The following is an 18,190-nucleotide window of genomic DNA, read 5'->3' on the forward strand; positions in this document are numbered from 1 at the left end:
CGTTGTCAACACGCGGCAGCGTGGCCCCTGGTCCACGCGAGGATGGGCCATCACCCAGCCGCAGGAGGCCACATGGACCGCATGATTCGCATCGCCCTTCCTCTCGTCGCCTGTGTCGGCCTGGCAGCACTCGCGACACCCGCTGCAGCGCAGGCGCAGACGCCGGTCTGGGAAGAAAACTTCGAAGGCACGTCGATCGACGGCAACACGTGGACCTACGATGTCGGCACCGGCTGTCAGATCGGCATCTGTGGCTGGGGCAACAGCGAGCTGCAGTACTACACCAGCCGCCCGGAGAACGCGCGGATCGAGAACGGCAATCTCGTGATCGAGGCACGTCGGGAGAATTTCGAAGGCAGCCCCTTCACTTCGGCGCGCCTGAAGACCGAAGGTCGGGTGCATTTCAAGTACGGCACGCTGGAAGCACGCATCAAGACGCCCGAGGCCGGCAACGGCGTCTGGCCGGCCTACTGGCTGCTTGGCGCGGTCGGTGTCTGGCCCGATCGCGGCGAGATCGACATCATGGAAATCGGCAACGTCGACGGTATCGCTGCGGGCATGGCGAACCGCCTGGTCGGCGGCGCCGTGCATTGGAACTACGGCGGCGGCCACGCTAGTCATGCCGACTACGCGGATTTCCCGAGCGATCTGCACGACGACTACCGCACTTACCGGATGACCTGGGACCCGCAGTTCATCCGGGTCAGCGTCGATGGCCTCCAGTACTTCGAGATGGCGATCTCGGACATCGAAGGCGCCTCGCTGCACGAATTCCATGCGCCGCACGTCCTGCTGCTCAACCTTGCGGTCGGTGGCAGCTACACCGGCATCTTCGACCCCAATGGCATCACCGCGCCGCTGCCGGGCAGGATGCTCGTCGACTGGATCCGTCTGTATCAGGACCATCCGGACAGCGAACTGCACATCGGCGGCAACAACGCGACGCCGCCGGGGCGCTTTGGCATCTATTCCGAGCAGAGCGGGCTGGCAGGTGCGCTGGATTTCGGCAGCAATGCGGACCTGTTCGTCTGGAACAATCTCAGCCCGATCGCGGGCGCGCCGTTCGAAGGCAACGAGGCGATGGCGTTCCGGGCGAGCGCCGGACAGTGGTTCGGGCTGGGCATCCTCACCGACTACCGCAACATGAGCGCGTATGCCGGCGGCGCCTTGAAGTTCCACATGCGCACGACGACACCTGCCACGTTCAAGATCGGTATCAACACCTCGTTCGGCGACAGTTGGGTCGACTTCACCGCCAACGGCCCGAATTACGGCCTGGTGCGGGACGGCCAGTGGCACGAGGTCACGATCCCCTTCAGTGCGTTCTACGACCTCGACCTGCACGCGGTAAAACAGATGTTCATGGTGGTCGCCGATCCGCCGGCGCAGGACGTCGAGTTCTTCATCGACAACGTCTACTACCAGAGCCCCTGAACACCCGTCGGGCGTGGCGCGGCGCGCCCGGCTCAGAACACCGACAGGCCCGTCATGCGGGTGAAACGGTGCAGGGCATAGCCGCCGAGCAGCGAGTTGCCCTTCTGGTCGAGACCCGGTGACCACACGCACAGGTTCATGACGTGTGGCACCACGGCGACGATGCCGCCGCCGACACCGCTCTTGGCCGGCAGGCCGACATGGAACGCGAATTCGCCTGCGGCGTCATAGGTGCCGCAGGTCATCATCACCGCGTTGATGCGCCTGGCGCGCTCGATGCTGGTCACCTGCTCCCCCGACGACGGGCATTTCCCGCGGCAGGCGAGGAACTGCAGGCTGCGCGCGAGATCGATGCAGTTCATCTTCAGCGCGCACTGGAAGTAATAGAAATCCAGAACCGCCTGCACATCGTTCTCGATGTTGTCGAAGCTGCGGATGAAGTTGGCCAATGCCACGTTGCGATAGCCGCTCTTGCGCTCCGACTCCCAGATCTCGTCGTCGCGGCCGATGTCCGGGTTGCCCGAGCGTTCGCGCAAAAAGGCCAGCAGGGCGGCTTCGGGATCGTCGTAGTGGGACAGGATCACGTCCGCCACGACGATCGCGCCGGCATTGATGAAGGGATTCCGGGGTATGCCGTTCTCGTGCTCGAGCTGGATCAGCGAGTTGAACGGGTCACCCGAGGGCTCGCGACCGACCCGCTTCCACAGATCGTCGCCGGCCTTGTCGAGCGCCAGGGTCAGGGTATGCACCTTGGAGATGCTCTGGATCGAGAACGGCGCATGCGCCTCGCCGACGGTATGCACGTCGCCGTCGAGCGTGACCACGGCCATGCCGAACGCATCGGGGGATGCCTGGGCGAGCGCGGGAATGTAGTCGGCAACCTTGCCGGCGTGCTGGCCGAACCGCTCGCGCACCTCCGCGTGGATCGTCTTGAGAATGTCCGGAATGTCATGGCGGCTGAGGTCGTGGGGGTTCTGGGGCGGACTGCGCATGAGGTCGGGCTCGGCTGGGGCCGTGCAGTCTGGGCGTGGCCGCGTGACCGGCAGGTCCACGGCACTGCCAGGTGATACCGCCAGTAACACGGGAACGGGCCGTTCACCGCGCGCCCGGGATGCTGGCAACACCTGCGCACACGAGGACATACGATGGGCATGCTGGTCGACGGCATCTGGCACGACGACGATTCCAGACTGGTCGACGAGACCGGCAGACTGCGGCGCCCCCAGTCGGCGTTCCGCAACTGGATCACGCCCGACGGTTCCGCCGGCCCCACCGGCGAAGACGGCTTCAGGGCCGAGCCCGGCCGCTACCACCTGTACATCGCCCGCGCCTGTCCATGGGCACACCGGGCCACCCTGCTGCGCGAGTTGAAGGGTCTGCAGCAGATCGTCGGTCTTTCGGTCACCCACTGGCTGATGGCGGACAAGGGCTGGACCTTCGAACCCGGACCGGGCGTGATTCCGGACCCGCACTACGGGGTGCAAACCCTTTGGCAGCTTTACGTGCGCGCCGACCCGACGTACACCGGCCGGGTCACCGTCCCCGTGCTGTGGGACAGGCAGCGCGAGACCATCGTCAGCAACGAGTCGGCAGACATCATCCGCATGTTCAACAGCGCCTTCGACGAGGTCGGCGCCCTGCCCGGCGACTACACGCCGCGCGCGCTGCTCGGCGAGATCGATGTCCTCAACGATCGCATCTACGACGGCCTCAACAACGGCGTCTACAAGGCCGGCTTCGCGACCAGGCAGAGCGCATACGAGGCTGCGGCAGTCGCTGTGTTCGACACCCTCGACTGGCTGGAAGCACATCTGTCCACGCGCACATGGCTGTGCGGCGACACCCTGACGGAGGCGGACTGGCGACTGTTCACGACCCTGCTGCGCTTCGACGCCGTCTACCACGGACACTTCAAGTGCAATATGCGGCGCCTGGTCGACTATCCGGTGCTATCGGACTACGCCGCGCGCCTGTATGCGGATCCGGCCGTGGCGCCGACGGTCGATTTCGACCATATCCGCCGGCACTACTACCAGAGCCATCGCCAGATCAATCCGACCGGCATCGTGCCGATCGGGCCGCAACCGCCGTTCGGTGGTGTCGACCGGACGGACTAGTCGCGCGGCGCTTCGACGACATGGGGCACACGCATGGGTGCGCCGTCGGCCCGGAAGAACACCCGATTGCGCACGCCGCGCAGTCGCGCGGCGATGACACCGACACCGATGCGGGCTGCCGTCAACGTGGTCGCCACCGGCGTGGCCCGCACGGGTCCCGTGGCGGAGCCTGCATTGACCACGCAGTGCGGCGCACCGAATGCGGCCTCCCGCGCATCGGCCTGCATCGACCCGGACATCACGCTCACGTAGGCCATCTGGCTGTCACGCGTGGTATTGGCGAGCGGCATGCCGCAGCAGTCCGCATACCAGCGCAGCAGGCCGTTTTCGCTGAGCGACAGGCAGGTCAGGGCGTCGAGTCCGGCGGTGAAACGCAGCGCCTGCGGCGGCGTCGCGACCAGGGCGGTGCCCCCCTGGGCATCGAGGATGTCGTCGGCGCCAAGCCACAGCGCGTAGGCCCGGCAATCCTTGCAGTAGCAACGCGCGTGGGCGTAGGCGCGATCGCTGTCCAGCCGGGCCCGCAGCTGGCCGCAGCGGCATTGCAGCTCGATTTGCACAGGCGCACTCCCGGGGGGACGGAATGCCCGCAAGGCTGCGCCGAGGCCGCGGGTAACGCTGTGAATCGCGGCTGGCGAGGTGATTCATGGCGTGCCGGCGGCAGCCGGTCGGTACTGCTGAATGGCCCCAAGCGCCGATCGGCGGGGCATCGACCCTAGCTGTTCGGGCACAACCTCCGGTGCGATCGGGCGCGCGCATGCCTGTCGAAACGTGCATTGCGAAAGCGGAATGGCGTAGGCCCCACACGCCCTCGCACCAGGATGGTCGCCGACCTGCGTCGGGCAACGCGACTGGTCGATCCGCTGCCGTCTGCCAAGTCGAGCCTGCACGCACCTCGGGAATGGCGGCCCTGCCGGTAACCAACCGCAGGTCCACGCCGTCGAGCCGGCGCGCATTCGACGTCGCCAGGCTGCTGTAGCCCACCGCAAGGAGTGTGGACGCCGGGGATCCGTCAGGCAGGCGACTTCAAAGTGCGGGCGAACAGAGCGAGCATCCTCGACCAGGCGTCGGCTGCTGCGGCCTCGTCGTACCGCGGGGTGGTGTCGTTGTTGAAGCCATGCTCGGTATCGGCCGGCTGGAACAGTGCGTAGGTGGTGCCGGCCGCCTGCAGTGCGGCCTCGTAGGCAGGCCATAGCGCATTGACCCGGGCGTCGTTGGATGCAAGCACGACAAGCAGCTCCGCCTTGATCCCGGGTACGTTCTCGAGTGGAGGTGCCGGGCCGTAGAACGGCACTGCGGCGCGCAGGTCGGGCAACTGCGTGGCGAGCCAGTTCGCCATGCCGCCGCCATAACAGAATCCGACCACACCGGTCCGGCCATTGCCGCCTTCGAGCCCGTGCAGCCAGCGCGCCGCCGCCAGGAAATCCTGGCGCGCATCGTCTTGGTCGAGGGTCGCGAACAGCGCACGTGCGGCGTCCTCGTCCCCGGGATAGCCGCCTTTCGGGAACAACGCATCGGGGGCGAAGGCGATATAGCCTTCGAGCGCGATGCGCCGCGCGACGTCCTCGATATGCGGATTGAGACCGCGGTTCTCGTGCACGACGAGCACCAGCGGCAACGCAGCGGTCGTATCGCTTGGCCGGACCAGATAGCCGCGCCCACGCCCGCTTCCCAGCGGCGCGTCGAACTCACGGTAGGTCGCCAGCAGACGCTGATCGTCGGGCGCCACCTGCTGGGCGCGCGCGAACTGCGGACTCAGGCAGCCAGCACCCCCACCGCCCCGGCCGCGCCGACGATCCTTCCGGCGCCCGACAGGAACCCGCGCCGGTCGATGCCGCCATGCACGTAACGGTCGAACAGCTCGAGGACATCCGGATCGAAATCGCGTGCTGTCTGGCGCGGCGGCTTGTGCATGGCGTGGTCTCGAAGGACGAGCCGTCATCGTAAACCGCCGGCGCCGCACGTGCGGCGCGGCTCCGTCGGCTGCAGAAGCGCCGCGCGCAGGCCGACGTGCGCTGAACTCCCTCTTTGAACCCCGACGCCCGGCCCCGCGCGCGGTGGCTTCGCTGTGCTGCCGACGGCGCGCGGCCGAGCTGCGGCCGTGCGCGTCAGCGGTGCGCCAGCGCGTAATCGAGTGCCGCGACGATCGACGCGACCTGCGCGGCATTGCACTCTGCCGGCGTCGTCTGCGGACTGTCTGGATAGACCTCGGTCGTGGTCACGTAACGGGCGCCGGTGATGCCCGCGCACAGGCCCAGTTCTGCGAGCGGGTACTCGATGACCCCGGGAGCCACGACTTTCGCGCCGATCATCTCGCCGTTCTCGTCGGCAGGCGCGATATGGGTCACGCGCGCGACCGCCTCGATGATCGCCTGCTGGAATGCCGGCTGCGGACGGACGCTGTCGTCGACCAGGTAGAACCCGTCGGGAATGCCGCCCGGCTCGAAGGGCCTGCCGTCGCGCGCCGCGAGCGCGGGACGGAATTCGGATTCGTCGGTGTCGGTGGTTTCGTGCAGATCCACATGCACCAGGACCGCCCCGCGCAGCGGCGCGAGCAGGCCCACCAGCGCCGCCGATTCCGGCGCAGGGCTGTTGTCGCGGAACGAGCGGTTCGGGTCGATCGCGTCCGCATTCCAGCGTTGCACGTGTTCGTAGCCCCAGGGGCTCACGCAGGGCACGACCAGCAGGTTGATGCGACCGGCATAGCCCTCGCCCGCCTGCTCGGCGAACTCCAGTGCACCGAGCACCCCGCTGGTCTCGTAGCCGTGCACGCCGCCGGTGACCACCGCGACGGGAAGCGCCGGGTTCCAGTCGCGGCTGCGGATCGCCAGCAGCGGATAGCTGCGGTCGCCATGGTCGAGGCTGCCATAGGCCTGGACATCGAAGCGGTCACGCAAGGCATCGATCCGCGCCACCACATCGTCGGCGTGGCTGCGCTGGCGCACCTGAGCCGCACGCCACGCGGCGCGTTCCGCATCGCCCCAGGGCGCGCCGGGGGTGCCGATCGGATAGGTTCGGGTGTGCTGCATGCGTGATACCTCGGTGCGAAAACGCCGGCACTCTAGCATCGCGCCGGATGCGTCCTGCTCAGGGCGGCGCCGGTCGACCGTACAGATAGCCCTGGCCGTACTGGCAACCGAGTTCACCGAGCATGTCGCGCTGCGCCTGGGTCTCGATGCCCTCCGCCACCGCATCGATGCCCAGCGTGCCGGCGAGCGCGAGGATGGCACGGACCAGCGCGAGGCTCTCGGCATGCAGATCGCTGCCCAGGCCCTGCACGAAGCTCTGGTCGATCTTGAGCGCCCGGATCGGGAACCGGTGCAGATACGACAGGGCCGAAAAGCCGGTCCCGAAATCGTCGAGCATCGCCAGCACGCCGCGCTCGCGCAGCGTATTGAGCATGCGCAGTGCCCGGGGTGCGTCGTCGAGCAGGGCGACTTCGGTGATCTCGATCCGGAGCCGCGTGGCGTCGGCGCCCGCGTCGTCGACCAGCTGCAGCAGCCGCTCGGCGAAATCGCCCGCACGGAAATGGCGTGGAGAGACGTTGATCGAGACGTAGCCGGTGGGATAACGCGACGCCATCATGCCGATGACCTTGCGGTACATCAGCCAGTCGACCTGTTCGATCAGTCCGGTGTCCTCGCCCACCCCGATGAACTCGGACGGGGGCAGCAGGCCGTGCAGTTCGTGGCGCCAGCGCAGCAGCGCCTCGTGGCCGATCACCACGCCATCGGCAAGCCGCACGATCGGCTGGAAGTAGGGTTCGAACGCGTCCTGCAGGATCGCCCGGCGCAGGTCGGCCTCCAGGTCCAGCAGGCGGGTCGCTTCGGCGCGCATCGCTTCGTCGAAACGCTCGCTGCGGTCGCGGCCGCAGGCCTTGGCACGGTACATCGCCGCGTCGGCGTCGCGCAGCAGACCGCCGGCGTCGGCACCGGGATGCGACAGCGCGATCCCGATGCTGGCCGAGGGATAGAGTTCGCGCCCCGCCACCCACATCGGCCTCGACAGCGTCTCCAGCAGCGCCGCCGCCATCGCGTCGGCGTCGCCGGGGTCGTCGACACCGCCCAGCACCACCGCGAACTCGTCGCCGCCCAGCCGCGCGGCCATGTCCTGCGGTCCGAGCAGGGCCGAGATGCGCTGCGCGATCTCGACGAGCATCGCGTCGCCGGCCGTGTGCCCGGCGCTGTCATTGACCAGCTTGAAGCGGTCAAGATCCAGGAACAGCACCGCGAAGGGTTCCTGACGGCTCTCCGAGGATGCGAGCGCCGTATTGAGCCGTTCGAGCAGCTGCACCCGGTTCGGCAATCCCGTCAGCGGGTCGTGGCGTGCCTGGTGCACCAGGCGCTGCTGCGCGCGCACCCGCTCGCCGATCTGTGCGCGCAGTTCGCGATTGGCCTCCTCCAGCTCCCGCGTCCGTGCATCGACGCGGAACTCGAGCTCGGTATGCGCGGCCTTGAGCGCCTCCTGCGCGCGCTTGCGTTCCAGCGCGATGTCGATGTGGTGGGCCACGAAGGTCAGCAGGGTCTGGTCGCTCGGGGCGAAACCGATCTGCTCGGCGTAGCTCTGCACCGCGATCGCGCCGACCGTGCGGCCATCGCGGTGCAGCGGCACGCCGAGCCACGATTGCGCGTGCGTACCCCGGCTCTGCAGCCGACCGCTGGCCTCGAGTTTCTCGATGTTCTCGCGGCGCGCCAGCAGTGGTACGCCGCTTTCAATGACGTACTCGGTCAGGCCGTTCGCGCGCGCCCGCGGCCGCCGGGGCGCGTCGCGCTCGTCCACCGAGTAGGGAAACTCGAGGCGCTGCCCGTCCGGACTGAGCATGGCGATATAGAAGTTCGCCGCGTACAGCAGCTCGCCGACGATGCCGTGCACATCGGCATAGAACCGTTCGATGCTGCCGGCGGCAACAGAGAGTTCGCTGATCCTGTACAGCGCCCGCTGCAGGCGCTCGGCGCGACCGCGCTCGGCGATCTGCGCCTGCAGGCCGATGTTGGCTTCCTGCAGCTCCAGTGTGCGCGAATCCACCCGGCGCTCGAGCTCGGCGTGCGCCTGCTTGCGATCGAGCGCGGTGAGGATGTGCTGGGCGACGAATTCCAGCAGCGCCCGGTCTTCCTGGCTGTAGCGCTGCGGCACGTCGTAGCTCTGCACCACGATCGCGCCGCAGACCCGCCCGTCCCGCCGCAACGGCACCCCAAGCCAGTCTGCGCTTTCCGGGCCGTGCCGCACATCGCCTTCTTTGACGTCGTGCAGGGCCCTCAGTTGCGCCGACGACCCCATCATCGGCACGCCCGCGCGCAGCAGGGCGATCGTCAGACTGTTGGGCAGATCGCTGACATGCAGCAACTGCTCCGGGTCGGCCGTCCACGGATCGCGTTCGTCGGCGAAATACAGGAAGCGCAGCGTCTCGCCCAGATCGTCGTAGCTGACGATGTAGAAGTTCTCGGCGGTCGTCAGGCCGCCGACGACGGCGTGGATGCGCGCCAGTACTTCATGCATTTCCAGCGAGGAACCCGCCAGGTCGGCAATCTCGTAGAGCGCCTGCTGCAGGCGCTCGGAGCGACGCAATGCCGAGATATCGCCTTCGGTGGCGAGGGCATCGATCGCGGTCAACAGGCTGTCGGCTGCCAGGCGCGACCATGAGACATGCAGCGGGGCTGGCTCGCCGCCCGTGCCCGAGGCGACCGCGATACGGACGTCACCGCGCAGGGCGCGTTGCACGCAGGCACCCGACTGGCGATCCGGCGGCCCATCGCGCAGTGCCTGCCACGCCGCCGCAAGCAGATCGTCGTCGGCACCGGCTGCACAGACACTGCCCTCACCCGCATGGGGATGCCGCCATGCGATCGCCACCGGCATGTCCGCCGGCGCGGTCGCGAGGATGTCACGCGCGCGCGACGCCGCCGCCGCGCGGGACGGCTGCATGCCAATGTCGGCAGGATACGGAAGTGGGGACACATGAACTCGAGTACTGCAGCGGGAGGCAGAATAAACAAACAAAGGAGCTGCGGCACATCGCCGGCCCCTTTTCACCCACGTACCCGTGACGCAACGCACATCGGTAACGCCTCGATGCCGCCCCCGCCAGTCTTTCCGACCTTGCCTGCAGCACGTACCCTGCGGGCCATGCCCGAGATCGCCAGCCAGCAGGACGCGAGCGGCGACGATGCGCTGATGCAGGCCCGGGTCGAGGGCGATGTGCTGGCCTTCGAAACCACCTGCCGTCGCCACCGCGACAAGCGCCATCCGCGCAGCGGCAGGCTGGTCGACGAAGTGCCCCGCGACGTCCCGCAGCGCGGCCCGACCCTCCGCGCCTGCTGGCGGCCGGAGCCGCTGTTCACGGCACGGCCCTGCCGGATTGTCCACACTCGCCTTGCCGGTCACCGGGGCGCAGCGCAGGAGCGCCCGCCCCCACCGGACGACACGGGCCTGCGCACCGCGCGGCTCGTCGATCCCGGTTCGGCCGGGCGCCGGCTCTCGGAGTCGGGGCCAGATCGGCAGTTGCAACTTGCGTTGGAGAGTTTGCCGGCCGCGCCGCGCGTGGTGGAGGAGTTGCGGCTCCTAGCGGCGTTCGCGCTCGAGGAGATCGGCGTGGTTACCGGCGCCGGGCGCGAACCCTTGAAAGCGTGCCCGCGCCACGCGGTGGAAAAGCTGCGCATGCTGCTCACCCCATGAACCGTCCCGACCGCGAACCGCTGACCGACGAGGAACGCCTGCAGGCCGAGCGCCCAGGCGCCGAGGGCCACGGCCCGTCGCCCTCGCCGGGCCTCGGTCCGCTCCTCGCTGACGGCCGCGAAGTGGCCGCAGAAGCGTCTTCCACCGACACTGCCATCGGCGCGCGCGCGCGGCGCCGCTTGCCGTGGGCAATGGGCATCGCCACGTCGCTGGCGCTCGCGCTCGGCATCGCCTGGCAATTGCGGCCCGCACCGGCGACCGTGGCGCCGCGCGCCTTGCCGGAGATTTCCGGGGCGGCACCGGCATCGAAAGCGTCGCCCGCGCCTCGCGGGCAGCGCGATGCCGCCCGCTCCCCGCGCGCGCCCGCGCCACCCGCGGCGCCCGCTCCAGCCTCACAGCACCGGACATTCGCGATCCCCGGCGAAGTTCCGGCTGCCGGCGACAGGAACGCGCAGGCGGCACAGGCGCGCGCTCCCGCAGCGCCGCGCCTCGATGGGACAGCGCTGGGCGCTGACGTTTCCTCGGCGCCTGCATCGGCGTCGGTCGCGACCGCGCTGCTGGCGCTGACGTCGCTCCCTGCCACGCCCCTGCCCTCGGCGGCGGCACCTGTCGCTGCGCCCGGGGACGCGCCGGCGCGCATCCTGCTGACGGCCGTTGACACAGGTCCACGTGCCTCGTCGACCGCGTGGGTGGACATGATCGACGACGTACCCGAAGACAGCGATCCGCCGGCGACCGCCGATGCCCCGGAGGTCCGCGCCGCGTGGCTGGTCCGCGTCCGCGAGCTGCTCGACGCCGGCCGCATCGCCGAGGCGAGAGCAAGCCTGGTGGAGTTCCACCGCCGACATCCGCAGTCCGAGCTTCCGCCGGACCTGCGCGCGTTGCTGGAGTGATGGCGCTCGACACCCTGGCCGCACCGGCCAGCCACACACTCGAGGTCAAGCACAGCCGCTTCGTGGCGCACGCGGCGCCGGTGGACGATGCCGATGGCGCCGCCGCCTTCATGCAGCGCGTGCACGTGGCCGATGCCACCCACAACTGCTGGGCCTGGCGCGTCGGCGATCAGTACCGCTCCAGCGATGACGGCGAACCGGCCGGCACTGCGGGTCGCCCGATCCTGGCCGCGATCGACGGCCAGGGCTTCGATCGCGTTGCGGTCGTCGTCGTGCGCTGGTACGGCGGCATCAAGCTCGGTGCGGGCGGTCTGGTGCGCGCCTACGGCGGCTGCGCCGCGGAATGCCTGCGCACCGCGCCACGCCTGCGGCTGGTCGAACTGGCGACCCTGCAGCTGCACGCGCCCTTCGATGCGCTCGGCAGCGTGCATGCGGCGCTGCCGGGTGCGCATGCGGTCAAGCTCGAGGAGCGCTTCGACGCGGACGGCGTCACCCTGCAGTTGCAGCTGCCTGCCGACCGCGTGGACGACTTGAGAATCCGTCTGCGCGACGCCACCCGGAACCGGGTCCGCATCGACGACAATGGCTGATGGCATTTCGATCCCCCCGCGCCGCGCCTGACGCCGGCCAACCGAAGGCGCGTATCGGCGCGCTCAAGACCCTGTGGCCGTTCGTGATGCGCCAGCGCGGCCTGTTCGCCGCCTGGCTGGTCGCACTGGCGCTGTCGTCCGCAGCGACGTTGAGCCTGCCGTTGGCGGTGCGGAAGATGATCGATCACGGCTTCACCGGCGGTGACCAGATCGACGCCGCGTTCGCCCTTCTTCTGGCGGTCGCGATCGCCCTGGCGCTCTTTACCGCGGCGCGCTTCTTCTTCGTCTCCCTGCTCGGGGAGCGCGTGGTCGCCGACCTGCGCAGCCGCCTTTACGGTCACCTGCTCGATCTCGACCAGGCGTTCTTCGAGCAGACCCGCAGTGGAGAGCTGGTTTCGCGGCTGAGCGCGGACACCGAGCTGCTGCGCTCGGTGGTCGGCTCGACGATGTCGGTTGCGCTGCGCAGCACGGTGATGGTGCTCGGCAGCGTGGCGATGCTGGTCATCACCAGCCCGCGGCTTGCGGCCTTCACCCTGATCGGCATTCCGCTGTTCGTCCTGCCCCTGGTGCTGGGCGGCCGCAGGCTCGAGAAGATCTCGCGGCAGAGCCAGGATCGCGTGGCCGATGCGAACGCACTGGCCAACGAGACGCTTGGCGCGATCCGCACCGTGCAGGCGCACGCGCGCGAGCCATGGGAGCGTGGCCGCTTCGGCGATGCCGTCGCGCAGTCGGTCGCCACCGCGCGCCGCCGCATCGGCCTGCAATCGATCATCACCGCGGTCGCGATCACGCTGATCTTCGGTGCAGTGACCGTGGTGCTGTGGTCGGGCGCGCACGACGTCATCGAAGGTCGCATGACCGCCGGGACGCTCGGGCAGTTCGTGCTCTACGCGCTGTTCGGCGCCGGCTCCGTCGGGGCGCTGGCCGAAGTCTGGAACGAGCTGCAACGCGCCGCAGGCGGCATGGGCCGCATCGGCGAACTGCTGGTCGAGCGGCCGGGCATCCGCGCGCCGGAGGCCCCGGCTTCACTGCCCCGGCCGGTGCGCGGCGCGCTGCGTTTCGACGACGTCGTCTTCCATTATCCCTCTCGCCCGGATGCACCGGCGCTGGAACACTTCAGCCTCGATGTCGCGCCGGGCGAAACCGTCGCCCTGGTCGGTCCGTCGGGTGCCGGCAAGAGCACCGTGCTGTCGCTGTTGCTCCGCTTCCATGACCCGGCCAGCGGCACGATCTCGATCGATGGCGTCGATATCCGCAGCCTCGATCCGGCCGCGCTACGGGAACAGCTCGCCCTGGTCCCGCAGGCGCCAACGATCTTCGCCGCGAGCGCACGGGAGAACATCCGTTACGGTCGGCTCGACGCGACCGATGCGGAGATCGAAGCGGCTGCCCGCGCCGCCGAAGCAGACGCTTTCATCCGGGAACTGCCCGATGGCTACGATGCGCAGCTGGGCGAGCGCGGTGCCCGGCTCTCCGGTGGCCAGCAGCAGCGCATCGCGATCGCCCGCGCCCTGCTGCGCGACGCCCCGGTGCTGCTGCTCGACGAGGCGACGTCGGCGCTCGACGCACAGAGCGAACACGCGGTGCAGGAAGCCCTGGCGCGCCTGATGGAGGGGCGTACCACCGTGGTCATCGCGCACCGCCTGGCAACGATCCTCAAAGCCGACCGCATCGTCGTCATGGACCGGGGCCGCATCGTTGCCCAGGGCACGCACGCCGCGCTGCTGGCGCAGGGTGGCCTGTATGCGGAGCTGGCGCGACTGCAGTTCATCGAGTGACCCGCATGGCGTGGCGCCGGGATGATCTGGACATCCGGATCCAGCGGTAGCTTGCCGACGTCAGTCAGGCCGTGCCGCTGCAACCTGGTACACGCTGCACTTGGCACGAGTGGTTGGGCGCGCAACTGCCGCAAGCAGATCTTAGGCTTTCGAAAAGTCCAAAGCCGGCGCCGGCTCGACGCCCGCAAGTGCATCGACAAAATCCGGCGCCAGCATCAACGACCCGAATGCACCCCGCTGCGTCCCGCTGAGGACACGCAACATGTGCCCGCGGCCGCCGGGCATCCGGCCCATCGGCAGAAACGCCAGATCCCGTGCGCGCGCGATGGTGTCGCGGTCCGACTGGAAGACCGGCGTCAGCCACCGGCTCCAGAACTGGTAGATGCCGACGTGGCGTTGCCGCGTCCGGGCATAGGCCGCCAGCGCGTCCGTCATCGCAGCTTCGGTGCGCAAGGAGTCGCGCAGGGCTTCTGCATCGAGCAGTGCCATGTTGACGCCCTGCCCCAGCTGCGGGCTCATCGCATGCGCGGCATCGCCGAGCAGCACCCAGCGGCCACGATGCCATCGGCTCAGCGTGACGTCGCGATAGGTCGCGCGTGCCAGCTGGGCGTGCGTCGTCGTGGATTCGAGCAGCTGCGCGGCTTCGGGCCAGATCTCGCTCACTGCGCCGCGCCAGTCGTCGAGGGCGGCTGCCTGCCATCCGTCGAAAGCGGCCACGGGCAGGCTCCAGAAGAAACTGACCCGCGGTACCGCATCGCCCGGGCGCGTGCCCACCGGCAACATGCCGATCATCCGGCGCGCGGCAACATAACGCTGGCGGAGTTCCTGCCGGTGCGGCCAGTCGCGTGCGTCCAGCAGGCACCACAGCGCGCCCCACGGATAGACCTGGTCGCGGCGCACGCCGCCCACGTGCCGGCGCAGGCGCGATGCCGCGCCATCGCAGGCCAGCACCAGATCGAAAGGGCCATGACGACGGCCGTCAGCATCGAGCAGGTAGCGATCGTCGTCGGGGTCCGGGCCCTCCACCGTCACCCCCGCACGCAGGACGGCGTCGCTGCCGCGTGCATGGTCCAGCAGGGCGAAAAGCGCGCCACGTTGCATGCCCACGCCGCACAGTCGCGTATCGAGCCCTGCATATCGCATATCCATCACCGCGCGGCCGCACGGCGTCTCGCCGAACAGGCGATGGACGCGCGCGCCATGCCCGAGCACCCCATCGAGCAGGCCCATTCGCCACAGCACCTGCAGACCGCTGGGTTGCAGCAGGAACCCGGCGCCCACCGGCCCTGGCGCGGGTGCGCGCTCGAAGATCTCGACCCGGTGGCCATCGCGCGCCAGCAGCACCGATGCTGCCTGGCCCGCAGTGCCGTAACCGACGATTGCGATGCGCAGTGCTGGCATGGGGACTCCGGGCGGGGTCCCAGCATACCGGTCGGCTTACGGCCCCGGCGCTCCAAAGCAAAAGGCCGCCCCGTTGCCGGGACGGCCTTTGCGTTCAAACGCCTGGGCGTCAGTGCGCCGGGCGATCCACGCCGTCGGGATCAAGCGGACGCGCGTCGCTCGAGTCCACGAGGCGCGGATCGGGCTTGTCGAGCTTGTCCCCCAGCACGCGGCGCACGGTCACGAAGAACACCGGGATCAGCAGCAGGCCCAGGAAGGTCGCGAACAGCATGCCGCCGATGACGCCCGTCGCAAGCGCGTGGCGGGCGTTGGCGCCTGCACCGGTCGACAGCGCCATCGGGGTCACACCCATGATGAAGGCGAACGACGTCATCATGATCGGGCGGAAGCGCAGTTCCGCGCCTTCCACCGTCGCATCGAACAGGGTCTTGCCTTCCTTGTACTGCAGCACTGCGAACTCGACGATCAGGATCGCGTTCTTCGCGGCCAGACCGATCACCGTGACCATGCCGATCTTGAAGAAGATGTCGTTCGACAAGCCGGGACGCAGCATCGTGAAGACCACCGCGCCCAGGATGCCAAGCGGCACCACCAGCAGCACCGCGACCGGGATCGACCAGCTCTCGTACAGCGCCGCCAGGCACAGGAACACCACGATCACCGACAGCAGCAACAGCAGGGTCGCCGTGTTGCCGGCAATGATCTCCTGGTAGGACAGGCCCGCCCAGTCGTAACCGAAGCCCGCCGGCAGATCGTTCTCGACGATCTGCTCCATCGCGGTCATCGCTTCGCCCGAACTGCGCCCGGGCGCCTGCGAACCGACAACGTTGATCGCCGAGTAGCCGTTGTAACGCGTCAACGAAGGCGAGCTGACCCCCCACTTGGGCCTGACCACGGTGTCGAGCGGGATCATCGTCGGCGTCCCGTTGGGATTGGTCGCGATGGCGCTCGGCGTATAGAAACGGTTGATCGAACCCGGCGCGTCCCGGAACTGCGCGTCGGCCTGCATGGTTACGCGCTTGATGCGACCTTCCGAGATGTAGTCGTTGACGTAGACAGGCGCCAGCATCAGCTGGATCGCGCTGTAGATGTCGTTGATCGACAGCCCCATCGACCCGGCCTGCACGCGATCGACGTCGAGCTGCAACTGCGGCGCGGCCTCCAGCGTATTCGGACGGACGCCCTGCAGCAGGTCCGTCTCCTGCGCTGCTGCACCAATCAGCTGGTTGAGCGCCTGCTGCAGGGCTTCCCTGCCAGCGCCGCTGCGGTCCTGCAGGTACATGTCGAACCCGCCGAACTGGCCCAGGCCCTGCACGGTCGGCAGGTTCACCACGAAGATCGTCGCGTCCTGTACGCCCTGCAACGCACCATTGACCTGGCCGAGGAACCCGTTGATGTCGACGTCGCGCTCGCTCCAGTCCTTGAGCTTGATGAAGCCCATGCCGACGTTTTCGCCCTGACCGACGAAGCTGAAGCCCGCGACCTGCAGCATGCTCTCGTACGAGGGGTTCTGCTCCAGTCGCGCGCGCACGTCCTCGAACACCGCGTTGGTCCGCTGCAGGGTCGCACCCGGCGGCAGCTGCACGATCGCCAGCGCATAGCCCTGATCCTCTTCAGGCAGGAAGCTGCTGGGCAGTTTCATGTAGAGGAAGCCGCACACCACCGACAACGCGACGAACACCATCATCCAGCGCGGCGCATGACGGATTGCGCTGCCGACGTGGCCGACATACGTGCGGTTCACGCGGTCGTAGTACTTGTTGAAGGTCCGAACGAAGGCATTGTCCCTGCGCTCGCCCGGCGGGGCGTGCTGCTTGAGGAAGCTCGCGCACAGCGCCGGCGTGAACCCCAATGCGAGAAACGCCGAGAATCCCATCGCCACTGCGATCGTGATCGCGAACTGCTTGTAGATCTCGCCCGAGGCGCCGCCCTGCAGGGCGCTGGGAATGAACACCGCGGCCAGCACAACGGTGATCGCGACGACGGCGCCGGTGATCTGCTCCATCGCCTTGATTGTCGCTTCGCGAGGTGGCAGGTGCTCCTCCGACATGATGCGTTCGACGTTTTCGATCACCACGATCGCATCGTCGACCACGATGCCGATCGCCAGCACCATCGCGAACAGGGTGAGCTGGTTGACCGTAAAGCCCAGCAGGCTCAGGCCGAGGAACGTACCGAGCAGTGCGATCGGGATGACCAGCGTCGGGATGATCGTCGCACGCAGGTTCTGCAGGAACAGCAGCATCACCAGGAACACCAGTACCAACGCCTCGATCAGGGTCATGACGACTTCCTTGATCGACAGCGTCACGAACGTCGTGGTGTCGTAGGGCTTGAACCACTCGATGCCCGGCGGGAACGAGGGCGCCAGTTCGTCCATGCGCGCCGACACGGCTTCAGCCACCGTCAGCGCGTTCGCACCCGGCAGCAGCTGGATCGCGAATGCGCCCGTCGCCTGGCCGTTGTACTTGGTGTCGAAGCCGTAACCCGACGCACCGATCGCCACGCGCGCGACGTCTTTCAGGCGCACCGTAGCGCCTTCGTTGTCAGCACGCAGGATGATGTTCTCGAACTGCTCGGGCGTGCTGAAGCGCCCTTCCGCCGAAACCGTGGCGGTGAAGCCCTGGCCGGGCGGCGCGGGATCGGAACCGATCGAACCGGCGGCGAACTGGACGTTCTGGCCGCGCACCGCGGCCAGAACCTCGGACGCGGACATGCCGTAGCCCTGCAGCTTCTCCGGATTGAGCCAGATGTTCATGGCGTACTCGGCGCCGAACTGCTGGGTGCTGCCGACACCGGGCACGCGTGCGATCTGGTCGAGCACGCGCGAGCCGATGATGTCGTTGAGCTGGTTGCGCGTCACCGTCGGGTCCGAGGCGCGCAGGCCCACGACCATCAGGAAGCCGGCGTTGGCCTTCGCGACCACGACGCCCTGCTGGACGACCTCGGTGGGCAGACGCGGCGTCGCCAGCGACACCTTGTTCTGCACCTGCACCTGCGCGATGTCCGCGTCGGTGCCGGTCTCGAAGGTCAGGGTGACGGAGGCCCTGCCGGAAGAGCTCGACGTCGAGCTGAAATACAGCAGGTTGTCGATACCGGTGAGCTGCTGCTCGATGACCTGCGTGACGGCGCGCTCGGTGGTGTCGGCGCTGGCGCCGGGATAGGTCGCCGAGACCGTGACCTGCGGCGGTGCGACGCTCGGGTACGACTCCACGCCCATGTTCAGCAGCGAGATCACGCCGGCGAGCGAGATCAGAATGGAGACGACCCAGGCGAAGACCGGGTGGTTGATGAAGAACTTGGGCATG

General features: G+C 68.4%; 14 protein-coding genes. 6 read left to right on the forward strand and 8 right to left on the reverse strand.

Translation table 11 applies throughout. From position 1 onward, the window contains the following. The first annotated feature begins 81 nt into the window (after positions 1-81). Positions 82-1,434, forward strand: coding sequence for a glycoside hydrolase family 16 protein (locus CNR27_RS10670; RefSeq protein WP_425435519.1), 1,353 nt, complete (start codon positions 82-84; stop codon positions 1,432-1,434). Positions 1,435-1,466: 32 nt separating this feature from the next. On the opposite strand, the gene CNR27_RS10675 is transcribed toward CNR27_RS10670, so the two are convergent. Beyond that, entirely contained in the window at positions 1,467-2,426 is a 960-nt protein-coding gene (locus tag CNR27_RS10675) for a glutaminase (RefSeq protein WP_096298634.1), read from the reverse strand. Positions 2,427-2,579: 153 nt separating this feature from the next. Between CNR27_RS10675 and CNR27_RS10680 the strand changes: the two genes are divergently transcribed. Then, the gene (locus CNR27_RS10680; protein WP_096298636.1) at positions 2,580-3,551 is read left to right on the forward strand and encodes a glutathione S-transferase family protein; all 972 of its coding nucleotides are present in this window, start codon (positions 2,580-2,582) and stop codon (positions 3,549-3,551) included. Here the strand turns inward: CNR27_RS10680 and CNR27_RS10685 are convergent. The 5 genes from CNR27_RS10685 to CNR27_RS10700 all read right to left on the reverse strand — a co-directional run bounded on the left by CNR27_RS10685 (position 3,548) and on the right by CNR27_RS10700 (position 9,470). Next, a complete protein-coding gene (locus CNR27_RS10685) occupies positions 3,548-4,108 on the reverse strand; it encodes a DUF6151 family protein (RefSeq protein WP_096298638.1) in 561 nt (186 codons plus the stop codon). The genes CNR27_RS10680 and CNR27_RS10685 overlap by 4 nt on opposite strands. A gap of 452 nt (positions 4,109-4,560) precedes the next feature. Continuing rightward, positions 4,561-5,277, reverse strand: coding sequence for a dienelactone hydrolase family protein (locus tag CNR27_RS10690; RefSeq protein ID WP_245815605.1), 717 nt, complete (start codon positions 5,275-5,277; stop codon positions 4,561-4,563). A 26-nt stretch (positions 5,278-5,303) separates the two neighbouring features. After that, positions 5,304-5,462, reverse strand: coding sequence for a hypothetical protein (locus CNR27_RS15750; RefSeq protein WP_245815606.1), 159 nt, complete (start codon positions 5,460-5,462; stop codon positions 5,304-5,306). A 194-nt stretch (positions 5,463-5,656) separates the two neighbouring features. After that, a complete protein-coding gene (locus tag CNR27_RS10695) occupies positions 5,657-6,577 on the reverse strand; it encodes a M14 family metallopeptidase (RefSeq protein ID WP_096298640.1) in 921 nt (306 codons plus the stop codon). Between the two features lie 58 nt (positions 6,578-6,635). Further along, positions 6,636-9,470, reverse strand: coding sequence for a sensor domain-containing diguanylate cyclase (locus CNR27_RS10700; RefSeq protein ID WP_096298642.1), 2,835 nt, complete (start codon positions 9,468-9,470; stop codon positions 6,636-6,638). A 201-nt stretch (positions 9,471-9,671) separates the two neighbouring features. Here CNR27_RS10700 and CNR27_RS10705 point away from each other — a divergent pair, with 201 nt between their 5' ends. From CNR27_RS10705 to CNR27_RS10720, 4 genes are read left to right on the forward strand one after another with little or no spacing between them, the layout of a single operon-like run. Continuing rightward, a complete protein-coding gene (locus CNR27_RS10705) occupies positions 9,672-10,220 on the forward strand; it encodes an RNA polymerase subunit sigma (RefSeq protein WP_096298644.1) in 549 nt (182 codons plus the stop codon). Continuing rightward, positions 10,217-11,113 carry a hypothetical protein gene (locus CNR27_RS10710; protein WP_096298646.1) on the forward strand — a complete coding sequence of 299 codons (897 nt, stop codon included), beginning with the start codon at positions 10,217-10,219 and terminating at the stop codon, positions 11,111-11,113. Before CNR27_RS10705 ends, CNR27_RS10710 begins: the two co-directional genes overlap by 4 nt. Then, positions 11,113-11,703, forward strand: a complete 591-nt coding sequence (locus tag CNR27_RS10715) for an IMPACT family protein (RefSeq protein ID WP_096298648.1) — start codon at positions 11,113-11,115, stop codon at positions 11,701-11,703. The genes CNR27_RS10710 and CNR27_RS10715 overlap by 1 nt, the downstream gene beginning before the upstream one ends. Further along, a complete protein-coding gene (locus CNR27_RS10720; RefSeq protein ID WP_096298650.1) occupies positions 11,703-13,481 on the forward strand; it encodes an ABC transporter transmembrane domain-containing protein in 1,779 nt (592 codons plus the stop codon). The genes CNR27_RS10715 and CNR27_RS10720 overlap by 1 nt, the downstream gene beginning before the upstream one ends. A 141-nt stretch (positions 13,482-13,622) precedes the next feature. Here CNR27_RS10720 and CNR27_RS10725 read toward each other — a convergent pair whose 3' ends face one another. Beyond that, positions 13,623-14,882 (reverse strand): FAD-dependent oxidoreductase, encoded by a 1,260-nt coding sequence (locus tag CNR27_RS10725; RefSeq protein WP_096298652.1) that lies wholly within the window; start codon positions 14,880-14,882, stop codon positions 13,623-13,625. Between the two features lie 109 nt (positions 14,883-14,991). After that, positions 14,992-18,189 carry a multidrug efflux RND transporter permease subunit gene (locus CNR27_RS10730; protein WP_096298654.1) on the reverse strand — a complete coding sequence of 1,066 codons (3,198 nt, stop codon included), beginning with the start codon at positions 18,187-18,189 and terminating at the stop codon, positions 14,992-14,994. Position 18,190: the final 1 nt, after the last annotated feature.

Source organism: Luteimonas chenhongjianii, from assembly GCF_002327105.1.
Taxonomy (GTDB): domain Bacteria; phylum Pseudomonadota; class Gammaproteobacteria; order Xanthomonadales; family Xanthomonadaceae; genus Luteimonas; species Luteimonas chenhongjianii.

Bases quoted from the DNA above. Each gene is read 5' to 3' on its own strand.
- CNR27_RS10670 (WP_425435519.1), top strand. From the start codon at position 82: ATGATTCGCATCGCCCTTCCTCTCGTCGCCTGTGTCGGCCTGGCAGCA.
- CNR27_RS10675 (WP_096298634.1), bottom strand. From the start codon at position 2,426: ATGCGCAGTCCGCCCCAGAACCCCCACGACCTCAGCCGCCATGACATT.
- CNR27_RS10680 (WP_096298636.1), top strand. From the start codon at position 2,580: ATGGGCATGCTGGTCGACGGCATCTGGCACGACGACGATTCCAGACTG.
- CNR27_RS15750 (WP_245815606.1), bottom strand. From the start codon at position 5,462: ATGCACAAGCCGCCGCGCCAGACAGCACGCGATTTCGATCCGGATGTC.
- CNR27_RS10695 (WP_096298640.1), bottom strand. From the start codon at position 6,577: ATGCAGCACACCCGAACCTATCCGATCGGCACCCCCGGCGCGCCCTGG.
- CNR27_RS10700 (WP_096298642.1), bottom strand. From the start codon at position 9,470: ATGCAGCCGTCCCGCGCGGCGGCGGCGTCGCGCGCGCGTGACATCCTC.
- CNR27_RS10705 (WP_096298644.1), top strand. From the start codon at position 9,672: ATGCCCGAGATCGCCAGCCAGCAGGACGCGAGCGGCGACGATGCGCTG.
- CNR27_RS10710 (WP_096298646.1), top strand. From the start codon at position 10,217: ATGAACCGTCCCGACCGCGAACCGCTGACCGACGAGGAACGCCTGCAG.
- CNR27_RS10715 (WP_096298648.1), top strand. From the start codon at position 11,113: ATGGCGCTCGACACCCTGGCCGCACCGGCCAGCCACACACTCGAGGTC.
- CNR27_RS10720 (WP_096298650.1), top strand. From the start codon at position 11,703: ATGGCATTTCGATCCCCCCGCGCCGCGCCTGACGCCGGCCAACCGAAG.
- CNR27_RS10725 (WP_096298652.1), bottom strand. From the start codon at position 14,882: ATGCCAGCACTGCGCATCGCAATCGTCGGTTACGGCACTGCGGGCCAG.
- CNR27_RS10730 (WP_096298654.1), bottom strand. From the start codon at position 18,189: ATGCCCAAGTTCTTCATCAACCACCCGGTCTTCGCCTGGGTCGTCTCC.